Here is a 14919-nt window from a genome sequence, read left to right as displayed (position 1 = left end):
CGTGCGGGGTACTGGCAGGCCCTGTCACGAGAGGGGTCCGGCGCGGTTGCGTTGAAGGCATGGAATACAGGGTTCTCGGCACGACCGGCATCACGGTCAGCGAGTTCGCGCTCGGCGCGATGATGTTCGGCAGCTACTCCAACGACGACCACGACGAGTCGGTCAAGATGATCCGCACCGCGCTCGACGCGGGCGTCAACTTCATCGACACGGCCGACGCGTACTCGCAGGGCGAGTCGGAGGTGATCGTCGGCAAGGCGCTCAAGGGCCGTCGCGACGACGTGGTGGTCGCAACGAAGTTCTACTTCCCGATGGGCGACGACCCCAACCGCGGCGGCGGGTCGGCGCGGTGGATCAAGCGGGCCGTCGAGGACAGCCTGCGCCGCCTCGACACCGATTACATCGATCTCTACCAGATGCACCGCCCCGACCAGCACACCGACATCGACGACTCCCTGGGCGCGCTCTCCGACCTCGTGCGGGCCGGAAAGGTGCGCACGATCGGCTCGTCGACCTTCCCCGCGAGCGAGATCGTCGAGGCACAGTGGGTCGCGGACCGGCGCGGCCACCAGCGGTTCCGCACCGAGCAGCCGCAGTACTCGCTGCTGGTGCGCGGGATCGAGGCCGACGTGCTGCCCACGATCCAGCGGCACGGGATGGGCGCGCTGACGTGGAGCCCGCTGTCCGGCGGCTGGCTCTCGGGCCGGACCGACCCGACCGCGGGCAGCGACCTGCGCGCGTCGTGGGGCGGCATGTTCGACATGTCCGACCCGGGCAACCAGGCGAAGCTCGCCGCCGTCGAGCAGTTCTCGAAGCTCGCCGCGGAGACCGGCATCTCGCTGCCCGCGCTCGCGACGGCGTTCGTGCTCTCGCACCCCGGGGTCACGTCGGTGATCCTCGGCGGCAGCAAACCGCACCACCTCACCGACCTGCTCGCCACGTCGGGGTTGCGGCTGAGCGAGGACGTGCTCGACAGGATCGACGAGATCGTCCCACCCGGCACGAACGTGCGGCAGAACGACGCGTTCGCGACGACGCCGGCCGTGCTGGACAAGAGGCTGCGCCGCCGTTAGGACCGGCCCGACCCGGTTCGTCCGGCGCGGAAGCTTCAGAGGAACAGCGGGATCGGGTTCAGCTCCTCGTAGGGCGTCGGGGACGCGAGCCTGCCGAGCCGCACCGGCACATCGAACAGCCGTCCGGGTGCGAACCTCGCCCAGAACCCGCGCATCCCCGGCACGATCACCTTCACCACGGGCAACCCGATGTCAGGCCGGGTCTGGTCGAGCACGAGCACCTCCAGCCCGGCCTTCTCGAGCCGTGCCCGGACGTCGAGCACGTCCACCAGCAGATCACCGGACGCGGTGTGCGACCGCGGCACCGGAGGTCCTGACGGCAGCAGGTACGGCCGGCCGGACACGGTGGCCTCGGTGAGCCAGTGCCGCCAGTCGGGATCGTCCCCGGTGTGGCCCTCCAGCACCGCCGGCATCATCTGGTTCATCTCGGTCAACGCCCGGCGCAACGCCAGCGCCGGGTCGAGGTGCGCACCGAAACCCATCACGATCTCGCCGCCGGAACGGTTGCGGGACAACGCCACCACGACGGGCACGCCGAGGTCGGAGGTCAGGTCGAGCGCCCACACCTCGCGGCCGAACCCGCCGTGCACGGCTCGCAGCGAGTCGATCCACGGATCACCGCCGAGGTCGACGGGTGGCTGAGAAGTCCTGTTGTACCACCACAGAGCGGCGGCATCGCGTTCGACGAGCTCCAGCATCCCCTGCAGGACGGCGTCTTCCAGTGACGACCCGGCCGCGTTGCCGTTCGAGTCGGACATCAGCCGCTCGTCCGGGTCTGCCGTGAAGTAGAGCATGTCCGTGGGCAGCAAACGGTGTTCGCCACGGCTGAGCGACCACACCGGAGTCCAGTCGAGTTCCGCGTCTTCGTCGAACGGCGCGCAGACGTGCTGGAAGTGTCCGTGCCCGGCGTTCCAGGCGTCACGCCCGCCGAACTGACGGGGGTCGTACAGGTGCACCGAGTCCGGGTGGACGGCCTGTGCGCCGAGCGAACGATAGCTGCCACGAACGCGTGCCTCGGTGCCGTCCGACTGGGCGCTGTGCCGTTCCAGTGCCTCGCACAACGCGCCCACCTCGGCGTCCAGCGCGGTCACGCCCTTGCCGCCGTTCTGGGAACGCAGCGCGGAACGCAGGTGGGCGGCACCTCGGTGACCGAGCGCGAGGTTCGGGCCGGAGCGGAAGGCGTTGAAGAACGCCGGGCCGCGGTCGTCGCGCACGACGTCCTTGACCACCCCGGTGACCGGGCTGATGAGGTGCCGGTGTGCCGCCAGCACCTCGTCAGGCGTCGAGGAACGGAGCCCGCCGGACGTCCGCACCGCCGGGCGCGAGGACAGCTCCACCGGGCGCCAGGCCCTCTCGCGCACCAAGGACGGGTCGCCGCAGGCGTGGCACTGCGGCCGGGCGGACACGGCGTGCCGCCTGCCCGTGAGGTCGCGGCTGTCGAAGACCCACAGGTCGCGCTGGCCGTCGTAGCGGTGGCCGGCGACCCACTTGGCCGCTTCGAGCGCCACCAGGTTGAGCGCGACGGCCTTCAGCGGCTCGAAGTCGACGCACGCCCGCGGCACCGCGCCCGGCAGGCCGAGCACATCGCGCACATGGGCCTCGGCGGCCCGATTCGCCCACAGACGATGAGCAAGGCAGTGGTAGCACGGACCGTCGCCCGGCGTGAAGAACGGGCCGATGGACACCTTGGCGCCCAACGGTTTGGCCAGCAGCCACGGCCGTCCGGCGGCGCGCATCTTCGCGTCCACTTCGGACAGGCCGTCGACCAGGTGGTCCGACACCAGGACGACGGTCAACGCGCCGTCGCCCTCGGCGATCGGGGGCAGCGACGCGTCGACACCGAGCGAGATCACGTCGACGTCGGGCGTTCCCGCAGGCTCGACGCCCACCGCGTCCCAGTACGCGGAACCGGCGGTGCGCAAGCCGACGAGCCCCGCCTGCGCGAGCTCGGTCAGCAGACCGGCGACCTGCTCGGGTGGCGCGTCGATCTCACCGCGCACCGCGGCGAGGTCCCGGCTGCCGTCGAGCAGCGGCGCGAGCGCCTCGATGTGAGGGCCGCGCAACGCGGTGGTGTCCTCCTCGGAGAACACGTACACCGCGTCGCCCGGAACCACCTCGGCACGCAGGTGCCGCTTGAACCCGATGTGCCGAGACGTCACGCCGGAACGGCGACGCGACAGGTGCCGCACGCCGGAACGGTGACGCGACAACTACTACCGGAGCAGCACATGAGGACGGCGCCGTCCGTGTCGTCGAGTCCGGCACCGTCGAACGTGTCGATCAGCAGACCGGTTTCCCGGCTCGGCACCGCACCGAACACCTGCTCCAACTCGGCCGTGAACTCGTTCATGACAACCTCCCCGATCGCCAACCGCCAGATAACGTCCCGGATCATCCACCTCCTGGGGTGCGAACTCCGTTCAACCACGCCTACAGTTCATCGGCCGCACGGGCTGACTGCAGCGGCCACACCTCGACAACTCCGTGCGCGACCGCGCACGGCGTGCCTTCCACCATCCGGACGGCCTCCTCCAGCGACTCGGCCTCGACCACCGCGAACCCCGCGACCGGCAGCGCGGAGGTCAGGAACGGCCCCTCGTCCACCTCCGTCCCGTTCCCGCCGTGGTTGCGCACCTGCACGGGCGGGCCCGCGACGCCCATCTCCACCCCGTCCGCCCGCAGGCGCGCGTCGTGGGCGTGCGCCTCGTCGCGGACGGCCTGGTCCGTGTGGTCGTAACCCTCGCGGTCGCCGTACCCGATCGTCACGAACTTCATCGCTGTACCTCCTCGTCGTCCCTCCTCCACTACCGACCCGAGGACTGCCCGGAACTCATCGGCCCGTTCATCGAGAGTTCACCTCCCGCTTGCCACCGGCCACCGGGAAAACCCGTCGAAGTGACGAAGGATCTGGTCCTCGACAGGGTTTTCCGGCAGAGGTGGACAGTGAAGAGAACGCTCGGCATCGGCCTGGCGGTGGTGCTCCTGGTGGGCGTGGTGACCGCGATCGTCCTGGGACAGGGCGGCGACACCGCCCAGCTCCAGACCGTGCGCGGGGTGATCGGTTCGGAGAAGCTCGCCTTCTTCGCCGACCAGCGGGTCAAGGACGTGTTCGCGAAGCACGGCCTGGAGGTCGAGGTCGACCCGGCCGGGTCGCGGCAGATCGCGACGACCGCGGACCTCGACTCGTACGACTTCGCGTTCCCCTCCTCGGCACCCGCCGCCGAGAAGATCCAGCGCGACCGCAAGGCCGCCCGCACGTACGCGCCGTTCTCGTCGCCGATGGTCATCGCCACGTTCGACCCGATCGTCGACCTGCTGACGAAGGCCGGCGTGGTGAAGTCCGGGCCGGGCTACCCGACGTTCGACGTGCAGGCCTACCTCGGGCTCGTGGCGCAGGGCACGCGCTGGGACCAGCTGCCGGGCAACACCTCCTACCCCGCGCGCAAGAACCTGCTCGTCACCACGACCGATCCGCGTGACTCGAACTCGGCGGCCATGTACCTGGCGATCACGTCGTTCGTCGCGAACGGCGGTGTGGTGACCTCGGCCGACGGCGAGGCCCGCGTGCTGCCCGCGGTGTCGAGGCTGTTCCTGGACCAGGGGTACACGCAGAGCAGCACCGAGGGCCCGTTCGAGGACTACCTGTCCGCGGGCATGGGCAAGACGCCGCTGGTGCTGGCGTACGAGGCGCAGTTCGTGGACCGCGTGGTGCGCGGCGACTCGTCGATCCGGCCGGACATGAAGCTGCTCTACCCGGCCCCGACCGTGCTGTCGAAGCACACCCTGGTGCCGTTGCGCGCTGCCGGCGACCGCGTCGGGGAGCTGCTGACGAGCGACGCGGAACTGGGGAGGCTCGCGGCGACGTTCGGCTTCCGCACCGCCGATCCACGGCACTTCGACGACGTGGTCAAGGACCTGGCGGTGCCGCGGACGATCGTGGACGTCGTCGAACCGCCCGCGCACGAGACCCTGGAGCGGATGCTCGAGGCGATCGCGAAGCAGTACTGACCATGTCCGACTTCGTGCTGACGCCACCGGACCCGGTCGAGCCCGTCCCGGCCGACCGCGCCGCGGGCCTGATCCCCTTGTCCGACAAGGCAGAGCTGTCGGCGCGTGCCGAGGCCTTCGTCTCCTCCCTGGCCGCCGTCGACCCGCAGTCGCCCGACTTCGGCCGCATCGTGGACGAGGCGCTGGTGCTCGGCGAGTCCGAGATGCGCGTCGCGGCCCAGATCGCGGGTCGCCTGCTCGACCGCACGCTGGCGTCGGTCTCGTCACCGCACGGCGCCCAGGTCTCGACCAGCCTGACCGAACTGCGGCGCTCCGTCCGCGAACTGGACCCGCAGGACCTGAGCAAGCTGACCGGCCGCAAGCTCTTCGGCCTGCTGCCCGGCGGCAACGCGGCGAGGAGCCTGCTGGCCCGCCTCCGCGCGGCCGACGAACCGGTCAACCGCATCGTGCTGAAACTCCGCTCCGGCCAGGACGCCCTCAAGCGCGACAACGCCGCCATCAAGGGCGAACGGCAACGCCTCTGGGATCTGATGACGCGGCTCTCCCGCGACGCCGCCCTGGCCGCCGAGATGGACGAGGCGGTGGAACGCCAGGTCGCGATCCTCGACCTGGCCGAACCCGCCCTCGCCCAGGCACTCCGCGCCGACGTGCTCTTCGGCCTGCGCAGGCGACACCAGGACCTCCTCACCCAGCTCGCCGTCTGCGCACAGGGCTACCTGGCCCTCGACGTGGTGCGCCGCAACAACGACGAACTCGTCAAGGGCATCGAACGCGCCGTCAGCACCACCGTCACCGCCCTGCGCATCGGCGTGGCCGTGGCAGCGGCCCTGGCGGGCCAGCGCGAGGTGATCGACCAGGTGGACGCCGTCCGAGGCCTCACCGACTCGATCCTGAAGTCCAACGCGACGCTGATGTCGGTGCAGGGCCAGGACGTCCAGCGCATCGCGTCCACGCCGGCCGTCGGCATCGAGGCGGTGCGGACCTCGTTCGACCAGATCTACGCGGCGATCGACGCGATCGACACGTTCAAGGCGCGGGCGGCCGACTCGATGTCGAGCACGGTGTCGGCGCTGGACGCGGAGATCAGGCGCGCGCACGACCACCTCAGCCGGGTGCGGGAGACCGGGGACCAGCAGTGACCGGCTGCGGAAGACCGGGGACCGGCCGAGGCGTGGCCGCTGACCCCGCACCTCTCACCGCCACCTGCCCGCACACCTGCGCCGACACCCGCCGCCCCACCACCGGCCGCCCACACACCTCCCACTCCAGCCTCCTCCCAGGAGCCCGCATGATCCGCCGCCTCCTCCCCGCAGCCGCCGCCCTGGCGCTGCTAGCGGGATGCTCCGACTCCCCCGACCCCGCCACACCCGTCGGCGACCCCACCCCGGGCACCCTCCGCGTCCTGGCCGGCAGCGAACTGGCCGACCTCCAGCCGATCCTGGAAGAAGCGGCCGAGGCCACCGGCGTCACCGTGAAGTTCAGCTTCACCGGCACCATCGAAGGCGCCGACAAGGTCGCCAGTGGTGAGGCCGAGAAGGGCTTCGACGCCGTCTGGTTCTCCTCCAACCGCTACCTCGAACTCGTGCCCGAAGCCCAGAAGCGACTGGGCACGCCCACCAAGGTCATGTCCTCCCCCGTCGTGCTCGGTCTGCCCGCCGAAAAGGTCAAGGAACTCGGCTGGGACACGAAACGCGTCGGCTGGGCGGAGATCGCCGCAGCCGCGGGCGCGCAGAAGTTCACCTACGGCATGACCGACCCGTCCGCCTCGAACTCCGGGTTCTCGGCACTCGTCGGCGTCGCGGCCGCGCTGTCCGGTGAGGGCTCGGCCCTGGACGCGGCCCGCATCAACGCCGTCGCGCCGCAGCTCAAGCAGTTCTTCTCCGCGCAGAAGCTGTCCGCGGGCTCTTCCGGCTGGCTGACCGAGGCGTTCCAGCGCAGGGCCAGAGGGGAGGACCCCGGTGCCGAAGTGGACGGTCTGATCAACTACGAGTCGGTGCTGCTGTCGTCGCCCCAGCCGCTGACGCTGGTCTACCCGAGCGACGGGGTGGTGACTGCGGACTACCCGCTGACGCTGCTCACGTCGGCGACGTCGGATGCCCGTGAGGCGCACCAGAAGCTGTCCGACCACCTGAAGTCGCAGGACGTCCAGCGCAAGATCATGGAGACCACGCACCGGCGCCCCGCCACGCCCCAGGTGCAGCTCGACGCGAAGTTCGCCGTCAGGGACCTCGTCGAACTGCCGTTCCCCGGCAGCCAGTCCGCTGTGGACGGTCTGATCACCACGTACTTCGACCAGCTGCGCCGCCCGTCCCGCACGCTCTACGTGCTCGACACGTCCGGCTCGATGCAGGGCGACCGCATCGACGGCCTGCGCCAGGCGCTCACCGGCCTGACCGGGGCCGACGAGTCGCTCGCCGGGAGGTTCAGCCGGTTCCACGGGCGCGAGCAGGTCACGTTGCTGCCGTTCAGCAGCAGTGCGAAGCCGGCGCTGAAGTACGAGGTGCCGCAGGACGACCCGCGCCCGGTGCTCGACCAGATCCGCACCACGGCCACGAACCTCGACGCGTCCGGCGGCACGGCGATCTACAGCAGTCTGCGCGGCGGTTACGACGTGCTGCGCCAGCAGATCGACGCCGACCCCGACCGGTTCACGTCCATCGTGCTGATGACCGACGGCGAGAACACCGGTAGCGAGGACGTCCTGGACTTCCAGCTGTTCCACCAGGCGCTGCCGCAGGACCTCAGGGGCATCCCGATCTTCCCGGTGCTGTTCGGCGAGAGCGCGACGGCCGAGATGGAGCAGGTCGCGAAGATGAGCGGGGGCAAGGTGTTCGACGCCCGCAGCCGCTCGCTCTCCGCCGCTTTCAAGGAGATCCGTGGCTATCAGTAGGTACCTGGCCTCCTGGAAGAACCTCGCCGGCTGCACGGGTGGGCTGATCGGGCTCGGCCTGCACTTCGCCGGGCTCGCGGGTTCCCACTGGGTCGTGGTCGTCGTCGGCCTCTACGGCGTCGGCGCGCTGCTCGCCCCACCCGAGCGCATCACACTGGTGACCGACCCCGAGGAGGAGGCCGGCGCGCTCAAGTCCGAACTGGACGCGCTGGTGCGGAAGGCCCACGGCTTGAAGGTGCCGGACGAGGTCGCGCCGAAGGTCGCGGAGATCGCCGAGGTCCTGCACGGCGTCCTCGACCGCCCTCGCGAGCTGCGCGCCGACCCGGACGCCCTGCACGCCGTCACGAGGCTCGTCGGCACCGACCTGCCGCTGTCCGTGCAGGCCTACCTGAACCTGCCGTGGTGGTACGCCGCCGCACGTGGTTCGGGCGCGGAACTGGTGCGGCAGCTGGACCTGCTGCACGCCGACGCGATCAGGACAGCGGAACGGTTCCACGCCGCCGACGCGCAACGCCAGGCCGACCACACCCGCTACCTGGAGGACCGCGAGTAGGTGGTTCCCGCCTCGCTGAAGCTTTGCCCGTAAATGCGTGCCGACCGCGTACGTGGCGGTCGGCGGACTCCGCTAGGTTTCCCCGGTCCTGGCTGGAGAAGTGCATTCGAGGGTGAAGCTGTGCTGGTGCCGGAGTCGGCGTTCGAGCGGGCGAAACTGGGGTCCGGGCAGCTCTTCGCGGTCACCCGGCCACCGGGCGCCGAACGGACGCGGCACCTGGTCCGGGCGGCGGAACTGGCGCGGGCGCACGGGTTCGCCGTCGCCTGGGCCGGCTGCCGCGCGGACGCCCCGGCGTTCTGGCCGTGGCAGGCGGTGCTGGCGGGCCTGGGGGCCGACACCTCGACGCTCGACGCCGCACCGGAGGACGTCGTCGAGGCACTGGCAGGGACACCCGCGTTGATCGTGGTCGACGACGTCGACCTGGCGGGAGAGGAGGCGGCCCGGCTCACGCAGGTCGTGGCGGGCAGCGTCCACCGCCTGCCCGTCGTCATCGTCGTCACGTCCACACCTGTCCTCCCGTCGCCGCCGGGACAGGACGCGGCCCGTCTCGTCGAGCGTGCGCACACCGCATTCGCGGAGGGCCGGATCACCGAGGCCCGCGACCTCCTCGACCAGGCCGCCCGCGACGGCGACCCCGAGGCCGCGCTCGGCCTGCCCGGCATGTGGGTCAACAAGTTCCGCGCCCGAGCGGACCGCGCCCTCGCGATCGCGCGCCTGCGCGAAGCCCTCGACGGGCACCCGCCCGAACCGTTGCGCACCAGGCTGATCACCAGGCTCGCCGCCGAGCACGCCTACGAGCGACGTGAGACCGAGCCCGTGCTGGAGGCGCTCGAGATGGCCAGGGCGACCGGCGACCCGCGGACTCTCGCCGAGGCGTTGTCGCTGGCCCACCACGCGCTGTGGTCGCCGGAGCACACCGCCCTGCGGCTGGCGCTCGCCGACGAACTGGTCTCCGTCGCGTCGGCGGCGAGACTCGGCCTGCTGGCGCTCAGCGGCCTGTGCCGCCGCACGATGGACCTGTTCTGCCTGGGCGACCCGCACGCCGAACGGTCGCAGGTGGAACTCGCGAGACGGGCGGCGAACCATCCGGGCCTGCTGTTCTTCCACGCCGCGATGGACGTCATGCGCACGATCCGCGCCGGAAGGTTCGCCGAGGCCGAGCAGAAGTCCCTGCACTGCCTGCGGATCGGGCTCGAAGCAGGCGACGTGGACGCGGAGACGTTCCACAGCACGCACCTGTTCGCGATCCGCTGGCTGCAGGGCCGCGGCGGCGAACTGGTCGACCTCGCCGAGCAGGTCACGCACTCCCCCCACCCTGCCGGACCTGGAGTTCAGCTTCGAGGCGGCACTCGCGTTGCTGGCTCTCGAAGCGGGACAACGGGATCGCGCCCGGTCGGCGATGCATCGATTGACGATCAACGGACTCAGCGCGGTTCCGCTGTCCAGCACGTGGATCACGTGCATGTTCTGCGTGGTCCACGTGGCGGCGGCGCTGGGTGAGGCCGAGATCGCCCGGGAGGCGTACCGGTTGCTGGAACCGTTCGCGGACCTGCCCGTGGTCCCGGCGACGGCGATCGTCTGCTTCGGCTCGACCGAACTGCTGCTGGGCATCGCCGCGACGACGTTCGGGGAGTCCGCTCTCGCGACCGGGCACCTGGAACGCGCCGTCACCACGAACATCCGGCTCGGCAACCTGCCGATGACCGCCTACGCCCGTGCCACGCTCGCCCACCTCGTCGGCGGCGACCGCGGGCGGGAACTGTTCGACGTCGCCATCCGCGACGCGAAGGCGATCGGCATGGACGAACGCGCCGCGCTGTGGACGCGAGCACGGGACGGGCTGGCCGGCCGGATCGTGATCCGCAAGGAGAACGTGTGGTGGGTGGTGTCCCACCACGGCAAGGAGATCCGCGTCGAGGACCTGGTCGGCGGTGAGGACAGCGGCAACCAGCCGGTGCTCGACCCGGTGGCCCGTGCCGCCTACCTGACCCGCATCCGCGACCTGCGCGCACAGCTCGACGACAACCCGACACCGCGTCTGGAGGCCGAACTGGAGGCGTTGCTCAGCCACCTCGAACGCGAGACCGGCATGGGCGGTCGCGGCCGGAACTTCGCCGGGCCGGCCGAACGCGCCAGAACCGCGGTGCGCAAGGCGATCCGGCGTGCCATAGACGCGATCGCGGCGACCGAGCAGCCCACGGCGGACGCGCTGCGCGACGCCGTGACCACCGGCTACCGCTGTTCGTACCGGCCCGGCTGATCTTGACCACCGCCTGACCACCGCCGACCGGCACCATGAGACCGGATCGCGGCACGCACCCCCCAGGGCGTGCCGCGATCACCCCAGGCCGGCGCCTCCGAGGGGGAAGCGCCGTCCGCGAGCTGAGGCGCTGTGGCCCGCACCCCCGACACGGGCCACAGCGCCTCAGCCGGCCAGCACCGCCGCCTCCCTGCGCCGCAACGCCGAACCGGGCTCCAGCCCGAACTCCTCGACGAGCAGCGCGCGCACCCGCCGATACGTCCGCAACGCGTCACCGGCGCGGCCCGCCCGGTGCTGGGCCTCCATCAGCAGCTCCCACAACGACTCCCGCAGCGGGTACAGCGCGACGAGCCGTTCCAGCTGGGCGATCGCCTCGGCGTACCGGCCGTCCAGGCACAACGCCGCCGCGTGGTTCTCCTCCGCGAACGCGAGCGCCTCCCGCAGCCGCACGACCTCCGCGTCCGCCCAGCCCTCGACGGGGCAGTCCGCCAGCGGATCACCGCGGTGCAGGGCGATCGCCTCCGCGTACCGGCCGCGGCGCAGGTGTTCGTCGAACTCCTCGACGTCGACGACGACCTGCGTCACGTCGAGCAGGTAGCCGGGTTCGCGCGTCAGCACCACGCCGTCGGCCCCGGCCAGTTCCAGCGCCCGACGGACCTTCGCCACGTGCCCCTGCAGCGTCTTGGTGCCCGTCGGCGGCACGTCCTCGCCCCACAGGCCGTCGACCAGCGCCGATCTCGACACCAGACGGCCGGTCCTCAACGCCAGCAACGCGAACACGGCCCGCCGCCGCGCCCCGGTGAAGTGCACCGGTCCGTTCGGTCCGCGCACTTCGAGCGGCCCCAGCAGCCGCACCTCGACCTTCATCACCATTCCCCTCCCCGTGGACACAGGAAGAGGCGTGCCACGGGTGTGCCGCGCCGCGTCACATCACCGCGAGATAACCGAGCGGTAACAGGCACATATACCGACCGACCACACGGTCGGTGGTTCTGGTGTGCTCGGGGCATGGACATCGAGAAGGCGATCGCGCGCCTGGACCTGCCTCGCAAGGTCCGGCTGCTGACCGGTTCCGCACTCTTCGCGCTGCACGACGAACCGGAGATCGGACTGGCGTCGCTGAAGCTGTCCGACGGCCCGACCGGCGTCCGCGGCGCCGAACTGCGCGGCGGCACGATCGCCTGCGTCCTGCCGAACGCCACGTTGCTCGCCCAGCACTGGGACACGGCGCTCGCGCGCGAGGTCGGCGAGGTGCTCGCGGACGAGGCGGCGGCCCAGCAGGTGCACGTCGTGCTCGGCCCGACGATCAACCTGCACCGCACCGCCCTGGGCGGCCGCCTGTTCGAGGCCTACAGCGAAGATCCCCTGCTCACGGCCGCGATCGCCGCCGCCTACGTGCGCGGCCTGCAGGACAAGGGCATCGCCGCGACGCCGAAGCACTACGTGGCGAACGAGTCCGAGACCGAGCGCCGCACCGCGAGCATGGTGCTCGACGAGAAGACCCTGCGCGAGATCTACCTGCTGCCGTTCGAGATCGTGGTCGAGGACTCCTCGCCGTGGGCGATCATGGCGGCCTACAACAACGTCAACGGCGTCCCCGCGACCGAGCACGCCGAACTCGTCGAGGGCGTGCTGAGGGGCGAGTGGGGCTTCGACGGCCTGCTCATGTCCGACTGGTTCGCCACGAAGTCCACGGCGGCGAGCGCGAACGGCGGCCTCGACCTCGCCATGCCCGGCCCCGGCGGGCCGTGGGAGGACAAGCTGGTCGCGGCCGTGGAGGCGGGCGAGGTCGCGGAGTCGACCATCGACGACCACGTGGCCCGGTTGCTGCTGCTGGCGTCGCGGACCGGGGCGTTCGGCGAACAGCGCGCGTGGCCGCGGGACCTGCCCGCGCCGGACAGCACGCTCCGCCGTGAGCAGCTGCGGAGGTTCGCCGCCGGCGGCATGACCGTGCTGAAGAACTCCGGTGTGCTGCCGTTGCGGGACGACAGCGTTGCGCTGATCGGCCGCCACGCGATCGACACGGTGGCCCAGGGCGGCGGATCGGCCGGCGTGCGGCCACCGCACGTGATCAGCATCGCGGACGGCCTGACCTCGCGACTCGGGAACGCGGTGTCCGTTGTGGACGGTGTGGAGGTCAGGCTCCGGTACGCCGCTCCCGGCGCCGGGGTGCTGACGGCCGTCCGCGCCACGACGTTCGACGCGGACGGCGAGGTGCTCGCGACCCGCGACATGGAGATCGCCGAGCTCGCCGCGTACGGCGGGTGGGCGCAGGGCGCCACGTCGATCGAGGTGTCCGGCGAGGTCGTGCTGGACGAGCCCACGCGGATGCTGATCGGCGTGCGCGGGTTCGGCGAGTGGACCGTCGAGGTCGGCGGGAAGCAGCACGCCACGCTCCTGGCGTGGGCCGACGGGATCGTCGAGGAGGCGCTGCTCAAGCCGCCGCACTGGACGGCGGAGGTCCTGCTGTCGCCCGGCGACCGGATCACGGCCCGCGTCCGCGGCGCCAGCGCGCTGGTCGGCCTGATCACCCAGCCCGTCCCCCGCTCCCCCGCCGACGCGATCGGCGCCGCGGTGCGGGCCGCGCGCGAGGCGGACGTGGCGGTCGTGGTCGTCGGCCTCACCGAGGAGCAGGAGACCGAGGGCTTCGACAAGACCACGCTCGCGCTGCCCGGCGAGCAGGACGCGCTGGTCGCGGCGGTGGCGGCGGCCGCCCGGCGCACGGTCGTCGTGGTGAACGCGGCCACGCCGGTGCTCATGCCGTGGCTCGACCAGGTGGACGCCGTGCTGTGGGCCGGGCTACCGGGGCAGGAGGCCGGTGACGCCGTGGCGGCCGCGCTGCTCGGCGACGTCGAACCGGCCGGGCGGCTGGTAACGACGTTCCCGCGGGCGGACGCCGACGCGCTGAACCTGGTTCCGTCCGACGGCGAACTGGTCTACTCGGAGGGCACCGCGATCGGCTACCGGGGTGCGACGGACCCGCTGTTCTGGTTCGGGCACGGACTCGGCTACACGACCTGGGAGTACGGGACCGCACAGCTGTCCGTTGTGGACGGTCTGGTCGGCTCGGTGTCCGCGGAGGTCATGAACACCGGTGACCGGACGGGACGGGAGGTCGTGCAGGTCTACCTGCGTCCTCGCGACGAGCCTGTCCGCCTCATCGGTTTCGCCGTCGCCGACCTCGCTCCAGGCGAGACCGCGCGCGTCGAGGTCCCCTGCGACCCGCGGGTCCAGCGCGTCTGGCAGGACGGCTGGCACCCGCTGACCGGCGGAGAGGTGCTGATCGCCCGCGGGCTCGGCGACGTCCGCGTTACCCTGCCCGCTGATCAGGAGTGAGGTGACGCCGTGTCGGTCCCGCCGAGGTACCGGGCCAGGTCGCGGGTGGACGTGTCCGGTGAGGAGTCCAGGGCCAAGGCTGTGGCCGTCGCGACCGAGCTGTTCGCGCTGACCGGGTTCAAGGGGACGTCGGTCGCCGCGGTGGCGGCGAGGACCGGGCTCTCGCAGTCCGGTCTGCTGCACCACTTCCCGAGCAAGGCCGCGCTGCTGACGGCCGTGCTGGAGGAACGCGACCGGCAGGACGGCGACTTCCTCGCCGGGAGCGCCGGTCCGCCGCTCGGCTGGGCGGCGTTCGACGCGCTGGGTGCCCTGGTGGCGCGCAACTCGACGCGGCCGCACCTCGTCGGGTTGTTCGTGCGACTGGCCGCCGAGGCGACCGAACCCGCCCACCCGGCGCACGGGTGGGTGCAGGAGCACTACTCCGGGCTGCGGCGGTGGCTGACCGATGCCGTGCACGCCGGCCAGGCACGAGGTGAGATCTCACAGGACGCGCCGGTCGGTTCGCTCGTGCGCATGACGATCGCGGTGGTCGACGGGTTGCAGCAGCAGTGGCTGCTCCACCCGGACGAGATGTCGATGACGGCCGAGTTCGAGGCCTTCACCGCGACTCTGCGCGCCCGCTGGGGGCGCTGACCCTCCCCCGCCGCAAGGTGGTGGCCCGGTTCAGTCTGGGGGACCCGCCCGGGCCACCGGTCTTGCGGTAGGTGGCCGACGTGCGCGGTGACTTTCACACGCCGGCCGGGTTCTGGGGGAACCGGACCCGGCGACTGCGCCGACCCCCACTCCCAGGAGCTTTCGG

Annotated in this window: 13 protein-coding genes; 9 read left to right on the top strand and 4 right to left on the bottom strand. The window is 71.6% G+C overall.

Annotated features, from left to right (window positions below; all coding sequences use genetic code 11):
* Positions 1-59 precede the first annotated feature (59 nt).
* On the top strand, positions 60-1073 hold the full coding sequence (locus BMY74_RS24645; protein ID WP_089919997.1) for an aldo/keto reductase: 1014 nt from the start codon (positions 60-62) through the stop codon (positions 1071-1073).
* 35 nt (positions 1074-1108) lie between these two features.
* On the opposite strand, the gene BMY74_RS24640 is transcribed toward BMY74_RS24645, so the two are convergent.
* The 3 genes from BMY74_RS24640 to BMY74_RS24630 form a co-directional block, all read right to left on the bottom strand.
* Positions 1109-3232 (bottom strand): TOMM precursor leader peptide-binding protein, encoded by a 2124-nt coding sequence (locus BMY74_RS24640; protein WP_089919995.1) that lies wholly within the window; start codon positions 3230-3232, stop codon positions 1109-1111.
* Positions 3229-3423, bottom strand: coding sequence for a hypothetical protein (locus BMY74_RS24635; protein WP_143091694.1), 195 nt, complete (start codon positions 3421-3423; stop codon positions 3229-3231). Before BMY74_RS24635 ends, BMY74_RS24640 begins: the two co-directional genes overlap by 4 nt.
* A gap of 80 nt (positions 3424-3503) precedes the next feature.
* A complete protein-coding gene (locus tag BMY74_RS24630; protein WP_089919991.1) occupies positions 3504-3848 on the bottom strand; it encodes a YciI family protein in 345 nt (114 codons plus the stop codon).
* A 168-nt stretch (positions 3849-4016) separates the two neighbouring features.
* On the opposite strand from BMY74_RS24630, the gene BMY74_RS24625 reads away from it, so the two are divergent.
* The 6 genes from BMY74_RS24625 (at position 4017) to BMY74_RS24600 (ending at position 10784) form a co-directional block, all read left to right on the top strand.
* Complete coding sequence (locus BMY74_RS24625; protein WP_089919989.1) at positions 4017-5081, top strand: hypothetical protein; 1065 nt, start codon at positions 4017-4019, stop codon at positions 5079-5081.
* A gap of 2 nt (positions 5082-5083) precedes the next feature.
* Positions 5084-6220: a toxic anion resistance protein gene (locus tag BMY74_RS24620; protein WP_089919987.1), complete on the top strand. Its 1137-nt coding sequence runs from the start codon at positions 5084-5086 to the stop codon at positions 6218-6220.
* Positions 6221-6369: 149 nt separating this feature from the next.
* The gene (locus BMY74_RS24615; RefSeq protein WP_245786333.1) at positions 6370-7971 is read left to right on the top strand and encodes a VWA domain-containing protein; all 1602 of its coding nucleotides are present in this window, start codon (positions 6370-6372) and stop codon (positions 7969-7971) included.
* Complete coding sequence (locus BMY74_RS24610) at positions 7958-8524, top strand: hypothetical protein (protein ID WP_342717859.1); 567 nt, start codon at positions 7958-7960, stop codon at positions 8522-8524. The genes BMY74_RS24615 and BMY74_RS24610 overlap by 14 nt, the downstream gene beginning before the upstream one ends.
* Before the next feature lie 120 nt (positions 8525-8644).
* Positions 8645-10024, top strand: a complete 1380-nt coding sequence (locus BMY74_RS24605; protein ID WP_089919985.1) for a hypothetical protein — start codon at positions 8645-8647, stop codon at positions 10022-10024.
* Complete coding sequence (locus BMY74_RS24600; RefSeq protein WP_143091693.1) at positions 9987-10784, top strand: hypothetical protein; 798 nt, start codon at positions 9987-9989, stop codon at positions 10782-10784. The genes BMY74_RS24605 and BMY74_RS24600 overlap by 38 nt, the downstream gene beginning before the upstream one ends.
* A gap of 165 nt (positions 10785-10949) precedes the next feature.
* Here BMY74_RS24600 and BMY74_RS24595 read toward each other — a convergent pair whose 3' ends face one another.
* A complete protein-coding gene (locus BMY74_RS24595; RefSeq protein ID WP_177229903.1) occupies positions 10950-11651 on the bottom strand; it encodes an AfsR/SARP family transcriptional regulator in 702 nt (233 codons plus the stop codon).
* A gap of 141 nt (positions 11652-11792) precedes the next feature.
* Between BMY74_RS24595 and BMY74_RS24590 the strand changes: the two genes are divergently transcribed.
* Both BMY74_RS24590 and BMY74_RS24585 read left to right on the top strand, forming a co-directional pair.
* Positions 11793-14120 carry a glycoside hydrolase family 3 protein gene (locus BMY74_RS24590; RefSeq protein ID WP_089919979.1) on the top strand — a complete coding sequence of 776 codons (2328 nt, stop codon included), beginning with the start codon at positions 11793-11795 and terminating at the stop codon, positions 14118-14120.
* Between the two features lie 9 nt (positions 14121-14129).
* Positions 14130-14753 carry a TetR/AcrR family transcriptional regulator gene (locus BMY74_RS24585; RefSeq protein WP_089919977.1) on the top strand — a complete coding sequence of 208 codons (624 nt, stop codon included), beginning with the start codon at positions 14130-14132 and terminating at the stop codon, positions 14751-14753.
* Positions 14754-14919 lie beyond the last annotated feature (166 nt).

This window comes from Lentzea albida, assembly GCF_900111005.1.
Classification (GTDB): domain Bacteria; phylum Actinomycetota; class Actinomycetes; order Mycobacteriales; family Pseudonocardiaceae; genus Lentzea; species Lentzea albida.
Note: the sequence above shows the minus strand (reverse complement) of the source record. Positions and strands in the feature narration are given on the sequence as shown.

Coding starts and splice junctions, on each gene's coding strand:
- BMY74_RS24615 (WP_245786333.1), top strand. CDS start 6,370: ATGATCCGCCGCCTCCTCCCCGCAGCCGCCGCCCTGGCGCTGCTAGCG.
- BMY74_RS24595 (WP_177229903.1), bottom strand. CDS start 11,651: ATGAAGGTCGAGGTGCGGCTGCTGGGGCCGCTCGAAGTGCGCGGACCG.
- BMY74_RS24630 (WP_089919991.1), bottom strand. CDS start 3,848: ATGAAGTTCGTGACGATCGGGTACGGCGACCGCGAGGGTTACGACCAC.
- BMY74_RS24620 (WP_089919987.1), top strand. CDS start 5,084: ATGTCCGACTTCGTGCTGACGCCACCGGACCCGGTCGAGCCCGTCCCG.
- BMY74_RS24645 (WP_089919997.1), top strand. CDS start 60: ATGGAATACAGGGTTCTCGGCACGACCGGCATCACGGTCAGCGAGTTC.
- BMY74_RS24590 (WP_089919979.1), top strand. CDS start 11,793: ATGGACATCGAGAAGGCGATCGCGCGCCTGGACCTGCCTCGCAAGGTC.
- BMY74_RS24600 (WP_143091693.1), top strand. CDS start 9,987: ATGTTCTGCGTGGTCCACGTGGCGGCGGCGCTGGGTGAGGCCGAGATC.
- BMY74_RS24635 (WP_143091694.1), bottom strand. CDS start 3,423: ATGAACGAGTTCACGGCCGAGTTGGAGCAGGTGTTCGGTGCGGTGCCG.